5 protein-coding genes are annotated in these 13,325 nt (G+C 49.7%); 3 read left to right on the forward strand and 2 right to left on the reverse strand.

All coding sequences use genetic code 11. The annotated features are described in order from the left end of the window. Positions 1-26 precede the first annotated feature (26 nt). Together QM529_04610 and QM529_04615 are read right to left on the reverse strand one after the other, a co-directional pair. Positions 27-8,078, reverse strand: coding sequence for a cadherin repeat domain-containing protein (locus tag QM529_04610; GenBank protein ID MDI9313939.1), 8,052 nt, complete (start codon positions 8,076-8,078; stop codon positions 27-29). A gap of 73 nt (positions 8,079-8,151) precedes the next feature. Beyond that, complete coding sequence (locus QM529_04615; protein MDI9313940.1) at positions 8,152-9,579, reverse strand: hypothetical protein; 1,428 nt, start codon at positions 9,577-9,579, stop codon at positions 8,152-8,154. Between the two features lie 354 nt (positions 9,580-9,933). Between QM529_04615 and QM529_04620 the strand changes: the two genes are divergently transcribed. From QM529_04620 to QM529_04630, 3 genes are all read left to right on the forward strand, one after another. Then, on the forward strand, positions 9,934-10,323 hold the full coding sequence (locus tag QM529_04620; protein MDI9313941.1) for an AtpZ/AtpI family protein: 390 nt from the start codon (positions 9,934-9,936) through the stop codon (positions 10,321-10,323). A gap of 203 nt (positions 10,324-10,526) precedes the next feature. Then, positions 10,527-11,849 (forward strand): hypothetical protein, encoded by a 1,323-nt coding sequence (locus QM529_04625; protein ID MDI9313942.1) that lies wholly within the window; start codon positions 10,527-10,529, stop codon positions 11,847-11,849. Positions 11,850-11,861: 12 nt separating this feature from the next. Beyond that, positions 11,862-13,250: a hypothetical protein gene (locus tag QM529_04630; protein MDI9313943.1), complete on the forward strand. Its 1,389-nt coding sequence runs from the start codon at positions 11,862-11,864 to the stop codon at positions 13,248-13,250. The last annotated feature ends 75 nt before the right edge of the window (positions 13,251-13,325 follow it).

The following is a 13,325-nucleotide window of genomic DNA, read 5'->3' on the forward strand; positions in this document are numbered from 1 at the left end:
TGGGTTGGAGAGGAAACACAACAACGTTACCCCACAAAATCTATGTGGCGCGACCCGCCAATCAATTGCAAAAAGTCATTGAAACTAATATGACCATTGGCAAGACCAGTGGTCGGGCTCATGAAGTCTTGTGGATTCCCGTTGCTGTCATTCGCCCGGGTAATGTACAACTGAATGCCATTACCCAAGAGAACATTGATATCGCCGTTTAAGAGCGAAATATCATTGCCATAGGCGTCATCAAAAGCTTGCGCGCTGTTGATGCCGCCCGGGCCGCCACTAATCCCAGTGTTGGTGGCGAAACTGTTAAGCGTGATATGGTCGAAATTGGGGTTGTAATTGTAAAGCACGATGCCGGTGTTGCCCGCCAAAAACCCCGTCCATGGTTGGTTGCCGGTGCTGTAATAGACGGTGAAGCTATCCACGCCATTGGTGCCCTGCATGCCGTCAAAATTGGCCGCGACATTATTGCCGACCACATTGCCGATAAATTGGTCGACATGCACCACCACCAATTCGCTGATGGCATCTGGCTGGTAATTGGTTGTGCTCGCCGTTACCAAAATCGAATAACTGGTTTGGTTTAAATAATTGGCCTGGCCGGTGAAGGTTAAATCGCCGGTATATTTATTAAGGCTGAATAATGCGCTGTCGGCACCGCTGATGCTGTAGGAAATGCCATTCACCACACCGACCAGGTCGGGGTCGGTGGCCCCAAGGTTACCAATATAAACATTGGTCGTGTTGGCCTCGCTAACTTCAAAGCTATTAACATTGGAATTGAATGTCAGGTTATGGTTGGGCGGCGTCGAAACACTGCTGACCGCCAGCACCACCAATTGCGTGGTTTGATTATATGGCGCGGGGTTCGCGCTGGTCGCGGTGATTATTAAGCTGTAATAGGGCGTGGTGGCATGGTTGGCATTGCCGATGAACCGCAGATCCATCGAACCATCGATGCTGTAATAGGTTAAGGCAAAATTTGCCGTGTCATTAAGGGTGTAATGCACGTTGTTGGCCACCGGCATATAGGCCACTGGTTTCGCCACGATATGACCCAAGGTCAGTGGGCCATTGTTGTTTTGGTCGATGGCGTAGCTGTAGGAGGCTTCGGTGAAGGTTGGCACATCGCTGGGGTCGTTAATCGGGCTGATATTTAAATTGTAATTAACAAATGATGTAACATTGCCGCCGGTGCCACCGCGCGATTGGTCGATGGTCGTGGCGTTAATACGCAGGCCATTGATGGAATTGCCACTGGGGCTTGCGGCGTTGGTGCTAACCAACAGATACAATTTGCCATCTTGCGAAATGCTGTAATCATTATTGGGGTTGTTGGTCAGGTAATAGCTAATCGGTGCACCCGCCGCGTCGGTCGCGGTGAAGGTCGCAATCGCCAAGGGGGTAACATTATGTTCGCTGATGCGCCCGGTGTAGGTATAACCATTGGTCAGGCCATTAAATTGTGGAATATAATGGGATTGGATTGGGTCGACAACATCCAACACTTCAAGGACGCTGACAACATTGCCCGCGCCACCGCTGGATGGTTGGTTGAATGATTGCGCCGTAACGATAACCGAATAATGTGCCGGCGCGCCGTTGAAACCAGGGCCGACATAATTTAATTGGCCATTGTTGGTGATGGAAAAATTGGCGGCGTCATTAACGCTATAGGAAATCGCGCCGCCATCAGCATCGACCGCTGAATAGGCCGCAACCGAGGTCAGGGAGACATCGTAATAGGCGGTGGTGCGGGTCGCGCTGACGGCAAACACCGGCGCATTGTCATTGTCATTGATGATGCTGATAACCACGCTGGTGCTGACATAATTGCTGGCATTACCGCGGAGCGATTGATTTTGCGCCATGGCGGTAACCAACAGGGTGTAAAAATGGCTGGTTTCATAATCGACATTTTTGGCATAGATAGCGCCGCCTTGGTCGATGCTGAAATGCGTGGTGTCATCGATGCTGTAAGAAAAAGTAACCGGGATAATATTGCCATTGCCATCGCGCGCGCCATCGGCGTCGGCCACGCCGAAGCTATAAACAGCCTGCGTGCTGGCGATGTTTTCATGCACCGCTAACGTTGATGGCGGCGAGACAAAAATTGGCGCATTGTTATTTTTCCATGGGGCTTGAATATCCAACACCAGCGTTTGGCTGACATCGTTGCTGGCACTGCCCGCCACTGGTTGATTTGTCGAATGGGCATAAACCACCAGGGTATAGTGGCTTTGCACATCGTAATTGGCGACGCTTTCAAAATACACCACGCCATGTTGGTCGATGCTAAAATTGGCGTTGTCGCTCAAGAAATAGGATATGCCGCCAACATTATCAGCGTCGTAGGCCGAAAAATTCGCGATGGAAACGCCGCTGGCATTGTTATCGGCCATCGACACCGCAACCGGCGCGGCAACAAACACCGGCGCATGGTTATTTACCGGCGTGTTCAAGACATTGACCACCAACAATTTGCTGGTATAGTTATTGGCATTGCCAACAAGTGGTTGGTAAGTCGATTGCGCGGTGATAACCAGCGAATAAAGATTTTGCGCATCATAATTGGTGGTCGAATTAAGCCGCACAGCCACGCCGTAACCGCCGTAATAACCGGTTTGAATACTGAAATCGGTGGGGTTGCTAATGCTGTAAATCGGCAGGCCACCACCATCCGGGTCGGCCGCGTAAAATGTGCCAAGCATAAGGCTTGGGTTGTTGCCTTGGTCGATGCTAAATATCGTGGTCGCATTTTCATTGGCACCGGTTGCCCAATTGTAGAAATAGGGAACCTCGTCATTGATATTGATAAGTTGTAAATGCTCCACCACCGACAGGACATTGTTCGCGCTACCGCCGGCCGGTTGGTTGTAAGATGTCGCCACCACCGTGTAATTATAATAACCATAATTATGGGCGGTATAGAGATTATTCCCCACCACCTGGTCAAAGGATGGGCTGTTGGTCAGGTAAACCACGCCGTTTTGGTCGATGCTAAAGGTCGGGTAAATCGATAGGAAATTAAAAGAGCCAATGCTGTAGGAAATATTCCCACCATCAAGGTCGGTCGCTTGGAACTGGCCGAGGATAATGCCAGCGGGCGAGTCCTCGAGCACGCTGGTAACCTGAACATTTCGCGTGGTGAAACTCGGCGTGTGGTTGTTGGCAATTTCTTTTAAAACATCAACCACCACCAATTGGCTCACGACATTGCTGGCGTTGCCGGTTGCTGGTTGGTTGGTTGAACCGGCGGTTATCACCACCGAATAAAACTTGGTCAGGTCGTAATTGGCAACCGAATTGAAATGCAAAACATTGTTGCTGTCGAGGCTGAAGTAGGTCGCGTTGCTGAGGCCGTAGGTTATCGCCCCGCCGTCAAGGTCGGTTGCTTGATAAACCCCGAGCGATTGACCGGCCGCATTGTTTTCGGTCAGCGACAATAATGCTTGACCGCTGGTGAATTGCACCGCGTTATCATTAACATTGCCGATGCTCACCACCACCAAATTGCTTACCGCGTTGCTGGCATTGCCGGTGGCCGGTTGGCCGAGGCTGGTGGCGGTTACCACCAGCGAATAAACATGGTTGGTTTCGTAATCGAACCTGCTGGTTAGGTAAAGCGTGCCATTGCTGTCGATGCTGAAATGGCTGTCGCTGACGCTGTAAACAACACCGCCGCCATCGGCGTCGAACCCGTTGTAAGCGGCCAGGCTAACCCCCGAGGTGTTTTCCAAAACGCTCAGGCTGGTGGTTGCGCTGACAAATTGTGGCGCATTGTCGTTAACATTGATAATCGACACCACCACCAATTGGCTGATGGGGTAACCACGGCCGGTTGATTGACCATAGACCACCAGCGTCGCATTGCTCGCCGATTCGTAATCGTAGGCACTGATATTAAACAAATCACCATATTGGTTGATGATAAAATTACTGCCCGCGCCAACCCAATAGGAAATATCGCCCGGCTGTGAATCAAATATATTGGCGTAACCGGCCGCGCCGTTGCTGGCATTTTCATAAAGCACATTGCTCGACAGGTAAAATTGATAGGTATCCGGATTCGGGTTGCTGCCGATGGTCAAGGCGCCCGGTTGGCCCACCACATCGGTTATGATGCTGTAGCTAATCGCCGGTTGGTTGATTGAACGCGCAACCACCGAATAAAGATAAAGGCTTTGCACACTGGCGTTGGCGGTGGCTTTAAAATACACCATGCCATTTTCGTCGATGCTGAAGCTATTGGTCGCCTCAACAATGCTGTAGGAAATGCCGCCGCCATCGGGGTCGTAGGCGCTATATTGCGCGACGGCAATACCGGGGGCTTGGCCCTCTTGAATCGAGGAGAATGCCACGCCAGTGGCAAACACCAGGTTGTTGTCATCCATGTTGCCGATGCTGATGGTGACCAACAGGCTGGTGTCGTTGCTGGCCACGCCGCCGGCCGGTTGATTATTTGCATGGGCATTAAGCACCAGCGAATAGGTTTGGATTTTTTCATAATCAAAACGGCTGAACAATATCAGGTTGCCATTGCTGTCGAGCGAGAAGTGATTGTTCGCGCTTAAACTCAAGGACACCGTGCCGCCGTCGATATCGGTGGCTTGGTATTGCGCCACCGTCATCTGTTGATAATTTTCTAACACCGATAAATTCACCGGCCCCATGGTAAATTGTGGCGCGTAATCATTGGTTGGCGCAATGATATTGACGACGATAATTTCGCTCGCCGCCAAACCATTGTTGGTATAGGCCGTAACCACCGCCGAATAAAGATTCTTCGTGGCGTAATCGGCCGAGTGGTTGAAATAAACCGCCCCCGTGGTCTCGACCGAAAAATCGATGTTGCTCACCGAATAAAGGACGACATTGCCTTCGCTATCGCTCAAGGCCGCACTGCCCAAATAGCTGTAGAGCGGATTGTGATTCGGCAGGCTGTAATCAACCTCGCTCACCGCGTAGGCAAAATAAGGTTTGTTGACATTGACCACCACCAATTCGCTGGCATAATTATTACCATTGCCAACAATTGGTTGGCCCAGGCTTATCGCCGTTACCATCACGCTGTAGCTTGATTGCGTGCTGTAACGCGCAACCTTAGCAAAATACAATTCGCCCTGTTGGTCGATGGAAAAATTAACATAGTCGTTGATTTGGTAAAGCACCGACCCACCATCCGCGTCGAGTGCGCTGTAATTACCAAGTGCCAGGCCGGCCGTATTGTTGGGGTTGATGGCAAAACTTGCCGGCGCGGCACCCACTAATTGGATATTGTTGTCGTTGGCGTTTAACACATTGACCACCACCAATTTGGTAACAACATTACTGGCGTTGCCATTATCTGGTTGGTTTTGTGATGTCGCAGTAACTATAACCGAATAAAATTTTGTCGCTTCATAATCGGCCGCCGAATTAAAATACAGCAAGCCGTTTTGGTCGATGGAAAAATTGCCATTGTCGACGCTGTAGGAAATCGCACCGCCGTCGGCGTCGCTTGCTTGGTATAACCCAAGGGCGATGCCGGCGGCGTTGTTTTCAAACACCGCGCCAATCGCCGCGCCCGATAATGCGGGGGCGTTGTCGTTGGTGTTTAAAATATCAAGGACGAATGATTGGCTGATGCTGTTGCCATCGACGCTGGCCGTGATAACCGCCGAATAAAATTTGGTCGCTTCATAATCGCTCGCCGATTGAAAATACAGCAGGCCATTTTGGTCGATGGAAAAATTCGCACCATCGACGCTGTAAGAAATTGCCACGCCGCCGGCGTCGGTGGCAAGGAAGTTCCCCACCACAATGTTTGGCGCGTTGTTTTCATCAATGCTGGCCAACACCGCGCCGTTGCCGCCCAAGCCGCCACCATTGCCGCCGACAAACCCGGGGATATTTGGCGTTGGTGTGGGGTTGCCAACGATATCGATAATTTGCGTGATGCTGGCCACATTGCCGGCGTCAACCCCGCCGGCGTTCGGTTGATAAAGCGAGGTCGCGATAAGTTGCACCGTGTAATGTTGCGCCGTGCCATTTTGTGGGCCGATGTAGGTCACATTGCCATTGTCGAGGCTAAAATTGACATTGTCGCTTAAGGAAAAAGCCACCAGCCCGCCATCGGGGTCGCTGGCGCTAAAGCTCAGCGACCAATCTATCGGTTGGTTGGCGGCAAAAATATAATTGTCGGTAACGCCATTGATAAGCAGATGGCTATCGTCATAAATTTGCGGTTGGCTGTCGTTGGTGTTTAATACCTCAATCACCGTGCTGACCGATGTCGCGGCCGCGCCACCATTCATGTCAAAGGCGGTCGCCACCAGGGTAAATAGTTTCGGTTGCAAGGTATTTTCATAATTGGGCGCGTTGACAAACATCACCTCGCCATCGTCGTTAATCGAAAAACGATTATCGCTTAAGGAATAGCTAACATTATAAATACCAGCGGGGTCGACGGCATTGAGGAAAACCCCGGTGCCAACTGTGTTTTCCAAAACATATTGCCGGCCAGTAATCGGTGTCCAAACCGGCGATGACCCCACCGCGCCATTGGCACCACCGCCCGATGAACCATTGGCGCCGCCCACCTGGTCAATAATCAAATGCACCGCTTGAGAAATCTGGTGTATCGCGCCATTGTTATCATGGCCGGTGGCGACCACCACGACGCTGTAATTGTTTTTGGTTTTGTAATAGGCAACCTCATTAAATATTAATTGCCCATTGCTGTCGATGGCAAAATCCAATTGGTCGCCGCCGATAATGCTGTAATCAATGCCGTTGGCGGTATTGTCTGTCACATTATAATTACCCACCGGCAAACCAAACACATTGTTTTCGCTGATTTCCAGCGTGCCACCCGAATCCCCCGCGCTGAAGCCAATACGATAGGCCGGCGTGGTCGGCGCGTTGCCCGGCACAACATCGATATTCACAAATTGATAATATTGTTGGCCAAGGTTATTGCTCGCCTCCACCCACACCGCGTAATGTTCTTTGCTGTTACTAATAAATGACAATTGGCCGCTGGCACTGTCGATGCTGATAAAATCCAGGTCGCCCCAAAACAACCGATAGCTATATACCCCCGCCCCCGCCGCCTCGACGGTGGTGATGATATTGCTGTTTTGATAGGTCGTTACGTCGTTTTGATATTCTGCAAAGCCGGGCTGTGCGGTTGATGGTTGTAATTCGATGGTCACCAATTGACTGGCGACAAAATTATTCGGACCGGTGGTTACGGCGACGACGATGCTGTAATGATGGCGGTCAGTATCGTAATCAAAACCATTCTTAGCGTAAATCGCCCCATCACCATCTATCCAGAATAAATTTTCATCCTTGCCGCTGAGTATTTGATAGCTATTTACAGCTGTCGGCTTGTCGATAACATTGCTGAGTTGGTAAAATGCGTTGCTGTTGTCGGCGGTTAGATTAACCGCGTTACTGGCCGATGCAAACACCGCCGGCGTTTCGTTAACAACATTGACCTGCACCGCTTGACTGGTGGCGTAGGTGCCATTCGGGCCGCTGGCATTAACCACCGCGACAATGCTGTAATTATTATCACCATTAACATTGTAATTGGGTGTGGCAAGGAACGAGATATTACCAGTCGCCGAATCCAGCGTGAACAACGCGGCGTCCGGCCCGCGTAATTGATAACCCACAATGGCGTCGGCTTGGTTGATATTGTTGGTTAAAATTTGATAAAAATCGCCGGTGCTATTTTTTGGCACCGCAACAATATTGGGCGAGGCAAACACCGGCGGTTCGCTGGTGTTAAGCACCCGCACCGCCAAGGCTTCCGACACCGCGCCGCTTGTGCCGCGCGCGGTTATCACCACATCATATATATTATCGCCGCCGTTATCAGCCGGCTGTTCATAGTTAAAGGAGCGGACAGGAAGGAGCACGCCATTGTTATCAATCGAAAAAAATCCAGCAGACGCACCCGATAAACTATAGGTTACCAACCCGCCCGAGGTGTCATTGGCGACAAAACTGCCAATACCCTGACCAGCCGGGTTGTTTTCCAATAGCGAGAGGTTAAGACTCGCTGGATTATTAAAATTGATAGACATGATGCCCCCCTGTCTACTTTCTTCAAAACGAAGAAGCTTGTTTCGATTTTTTTTTACTTACCTATTTGTTTGCCTAAAAGTTAATACCAATGCCTGCGCCAATAAACAGGGCGAGCGGCCCCGCTTTATTGGTATAAGTTATCGCGCCCGAGGATTCCGTGGCATCAACCGATCCCTCACTGCCAAAATAATTGACATCTAATAATTCATGTAAATATTTTATATTAATGTCGGCGTGAAGCATGCCATTATCAAATTCAACCGAGGCTTGCGGCGCAATAATAAAACCAAGTCTATTATTTGTTGCGCCGTCACCCGATGACGTGGCGTTGGCGTAAACAATTGTTATATTATTTGTAACCAGGCCTGTCGCTTTAAGGGCACTTTGCGTGGCATAACTTAACTCGCTCCAAATTAAATCATTTATTGTGACTGGCGCAATAACCCCACTGCCATTTCCGCCAACAGAACCCATCGCGCCCCCTGCGCCCCCTGCGCCAGATTGAAAGCTCATCGCATTACGTAAAGCCCTCGCCCCCGTTGCATTATTATCAACAGCAAGAATTTGCTTCCAAACGTTGTAGGCCACCGTGCCAGAAAAATACTCGATAGCGGCAGGGCTGGCGCCGCTAGCATTTTCAAATGGTGCGCCGCTTTGTTCTAAATAACTAACAATATCTGCATCGGTAGCGGGCGCACTACAGTCCCCAGGGCTGACCCATAAACCGCTAACGCTTGCGCTTAATGAATTAGGATGACCATTGCTAAAATCATGCCCCTCTGAATCACTGATAGCTGTGACAATACAGCTGTTAGTATTAAATTTATTATCAACATTAATATCAACTGGACGATAAATCGCCCCACCAGCGACTTTCAAACCATTGGCTTGCGTGCCGCCGCTGGTAAGATTTTTTGCCCATTTCATATCCGAAATATCGAATCCCAACCCAAGCCCCAGGCGCAAACCCCAACGGTCGGACGAATCGAGCCTGATTCTATAACTTGGCACAAATGTTATAATATTATGTTTGACATCATAATTATAATTACTTGCACCGTTCTGCCCTGCACCTGCACCAATCCATTTATGCTCAAAACCCAAGTAATCTGCCGATAGGCCAAAATTGATTTTACTTGTCCAACCTAAGCTTGCGCCATAACCGATTGCGTTCGCGCCCGATGATTGATTATCACCGTCGTTTATAGAAAGCATGCTACCGGATTTTGTCCATTTACCACCAAAGATGTAAACACCTCCCAAATCAGCCTTAAGCATCAATTTTCCAGCAACTTTATTCGCCAACAGCGGTCCCTTACTGCCCGTACCGGAATTATAAAACAACGCTGATTGCGCCGCTCCATTGCTTGCGAACAACAATGAGCTATTTTTTTTCTTAACGGGTTTTATTTTTTTAGTCGCGGCAAGGCCTGTGCTAAACGAAATGCAGAACCCTGTTGCCACCAGAATGGTCAATACCAAAAGCTTCTTCTTTTTCATGATTATGTCCCCTTTCTCATGAATAACAAGATAAAACGATTCCCGAATAGAATTCGTTCTTCGTATCTTGTTGTTATTCTAACAGTTTTTTATTGAATGTCCAAGTATTTTATTTATTAAAAATAGCAAATAAAATAATAACAATCTTAAAATAGAAACTATTGCTTGCAATAAGTATGCAAAAAATGACGGGAAGCATCATAAAAAAAACTTTTTTCCAATATTTTTCTAATATATTCTGCTTTTAAGTTCATTAAATGGGCGTCAATATATAATTATGACAAGCCGGCCACTATGGTTTATAATGGTGCATCGGCGAATTGGGCAAAAAATAGAAAAATACAGCAAACAAAAATGACAAAAAATAAAGAAAAAAACCGATATTTAGACGACGCGGCCGACTCCATGGCCAAATCCGCCCGCGAATCGCAACGTGAATCGGAATTATTGACCGAACGTTTGGGCCGGCTTAAAAAATCGGTCGATGCCCACCAATTGCCCCGCCGCTTGGCCAAAAAAAACAATGAAATCAACGAAACCGATAGCGGCGCGGATAGCTACGGTTACGGCGTTACCATGGCGTTGGAGATGTTTGTCACCCTGGCGGTCGGGGTTGGTTTTGGCTGGGGACTGGATAAATGGTTGGGCACGCGGCCGTGGCTGACGATTATTCTTGGGTTTTTGGGCATTCTCGCCGGCATCATCAACGTCATACGCATCACCACCCCACGCAAGCAATTTTAATTTGTTACTCCGCCGGTAAAAGCCAAAAAAAACCGCTTTGTTACAAAAAACTCCTTTAAAGAGAAAATTCTATAAATGAAATTATAGGATGATATTGACAGGGCGGGGAGACACTGGTAAAAAAGCAACTAGAAATAGCATTAAGCGAATTTTCTATTTTTATAACGATGATATCGGGAAAGATTAAAACCATAAAAAAATATATGAAAAACAACCTGTTAAATACATCGGTTTTATTGCTGACCACCATCTTGACGGGCGCAACCCACGCCAACCTTGCCAATGCGCAAACCGCGAAATCGTCCAATTCAGGCACGGGTGCAAACGGCCCATTGCTTGCCAATGCGGTGGCGGGAAAATTATTGTTAAAGGCCGATGTCGGTTATGTTTACAGCTTCGCCGGCGATTGGTCAAAAACTGGCAATGCCGATGCACCCAAAAACGGCGACAATAAATCGGCCGCGACCGGCGGTGTCGGTTACGGCGTATCTCTTGGTTGGACGAGTAAAAGCGGATTCGGCCTGTCGGCCGATTATTTGGGGTTCAACCATAAATGGTCGGGCGGTGGCACCGGCACCAATGCGGGCATGGAATATAATTACGACGCACCGTATCATGTAATGACCATTACGCCCAGTTATCGGTTTAAATTGGATTCCGCCGACAATTGGGGTTTGCGGGTTGGGTTGGGGGTTGGTTTCAGCCTGTCCGATGTAAATTGGGCAAATAAAACGGCGGTCGGTAACGCGCAAAGCAACGGCACGAAAGTGGCGGGCGGGGCTGTTTTCACCCCCCAACAGACTAATCCTACAGCGGCCACTGGTGCGACTGGTTGTGTGGGCGGCACAGCAACTGCAGGTTGGACTTATTCTGACAGCTTGGGCGGTCCCTCCTACGATGGTCTTGGTGGTGACCCTTTGCAATGTTTTAGGCTGGGGCTTCCTGCGTCGGTTGCATCGGGGTTAACCGATAAATCAATTGCCGGATTGTTGGCAGTGTCAGATCCCTACCTTGGGATAGCCAACGCGGATTTCCTGTCCTACGGTGTGTGGCGGTTGTTATTTAACAACAGCGAAGATGCTTTATTTGCGCCAAATGTAACCACTAGAAGCAAGTTTAGCAATTCTACCTCGCACAGCGTGCCGACGCTTGAAACCCGCGAACAATATGTGGCGCGTTGTGATGCCCGAGCCGACCATTGCGCCAGTTATAATGGTGTGGCGGCTGGCACCTATGCCAATGGTGAAGCGGCGGCGGCGGCAGTGGATGCGGCGGGGCCATCGGCCGGCGGTTCGGCGAAGGACGATGCCGGTTTTGTGCTGGCGCCACAGGTTGCTTTGGAATATGACAACAACCTGCTCCATTTCGACATCAATGTTAAATATATTCACGGGCTGTTGGACGTGCGTTATTTCGGTAGTGAGGGTGCGGTTAGTGGCTCAGCCTCAAGCGGCGCAATAACTTACACCTCGAAAGCCGGCCCCCTCGCCCTCTTCATCGGCGCGGGTTTGGGTATCAATTTTTAACAATCAAACATCATGAAAAATAAATTATCCACCAAAATAACGGCCACGCTGTTAATTGCCCTCACGCTATCCAGCGCGGTTTTCACCACCCACGCCAATGCCCAAAATGCTGGCAATAAAGCAAATGTCGGTAACGGCACGGGTGCGAACGGCCCCCTGCTTGCGAACGCGGTCGCGGGGAAATTAATGTTAAAGGCCGATGTCGGTTATGTTTACAGCTTCGCCGGCGATTGGTCAAAAACCGGCGGGTCAAATCCGGGCGATAATAAATCCAAATCCACGGGCGGGGTTGGTTACGGCGTATCTCTTGGTTGGACCAGCAAAAGCGGATTTGGCCTGTCCGCCGATTATTTGGGTTTTAATCATAAATGGTCGGGCGGTGGCACCGGCACAAATGCGGGCATGGAATATAATTACGACGCGCCATACCACGTAATGACCATTACGCCCAGTTATCGGTTTAAATTGGATTCCGCCGACAATTGGGGTTTGCGCGTTGGGTTGGGGGTTGGTTTCAGCCTGTCCGATGTCAGCTGGGCAAAAAACCTGTCGGCCAGCGGCGCGCAAGTCAAGGCCGGTGTGAAAGTGGCGGGGGGTGCGGTTTATGCAATAAACGACGCCACCGTTTTTTGTGCAGATTCTATTGGCGGCAGTTCTCCGGTTAATCTCGCGGTTGGACAATGTGTTATCAGTGCCCAAGGATTTCCCTCTGCACCCAACAGTGGCACAGGTTATAATTTTTCTGACGATAACAATGCTGTGGATAGTATAAATAATGAAGTTGTTTATTTTGAATATCAAAACGGCACCGTCTCCTATGGCTTGTGGCGTCAATTAACTGGCGTGACCAGCAATACCGACAGAACCAACGCCCTTGCCCAATTGAATAGGAATAACCCTCCGAATACAACCGCTATTACCTCCGTCAGCATATTTGAATCGCGGGCGGATTATGTAACGCGGTTTGGTGGAGGTGCAACTGGTGAAGCGGCGGCGGCGGCGGTTGAGGCAAGGGTAACGGCGGCGGCGCAAGCGGCAGCGCAAGCGGCGGCGGCGGCGAAACTTGCTCAGGACACAGCGGCCTGCGATGTTAAGGCGGCTCAGGGTTACACATGGAATGGCACCACCTGTAACGCCCCAGCCCCATCGGCCGATTCGGCTGGCGGTTCGGCCAAGGACGACGCGGGTTTTGTGTTGGTGCCACAGGTTGCGTTGGAATATGACAACAACCTGCTCCATTTCGACATCAATGTTAAATATATCCACGGATTGTTGGACGTGCGTTATTTCGGTAGCGAGGGTTCGGTTAGCGGCACCACAACATCCGGCGCGATAACTTACACCAGCAAAGCCGGCCCACTCGCCCTCTTCATCGGCGCGGGTTTGGGTATCAATTTTTAACGCTCCGCCGTTTTTTTAACACCCCACCGTCCGTCATTCTCGAAATCGTTGCGAGCGATATTGCGTTCAGCAATA

The sequence above is a fragment of the Hydrotalea sp. genome (genome assembly GCA_030054115.1).
Lineage (GTDB): Bacteria > Pseudomonadota > Alphaproteobacteria > JASGCL01 > JASGCL01 > JASGCL01.

Bases quoted from the DNA above. Each gene is read 5' to 3' on its own strand.
- QM529_04610 (MDI9313939.1), bottom strand. From the start codon at position 8,078: ATGTCTATCAATTTTAATAATCCAGCGAGTCTTAACCTCTCGCTATTG.
- QM529_04615 (MDI9313940.1), bottom strand. From the start codon at position 9,579: ATGAAAAAGAAGAAGCTTTTGGTATTGACCATTCTGGTGGCAACAGGG.
- QM529_04620 (MDI9313941.1), top strand. From the start codon at position 9,934: ATGACAAAAAATAAAGAAAAAAACCGATATTTAGACGACGCGGCCGAC.
- QM529_04625 (MDI9313942.1), top strand. From the start codon at position 10,527: ATGAAAAACAACCTGTTAAATACATCGGTTTTATTGCTGACCACCATC.
- QM529_04630 (MDI9313943.1), top strand. From the start codon at position 11,862: ATGAAAAATAAATTATCCACCAAAATAACGGCCACGCTGTTAATTGCC.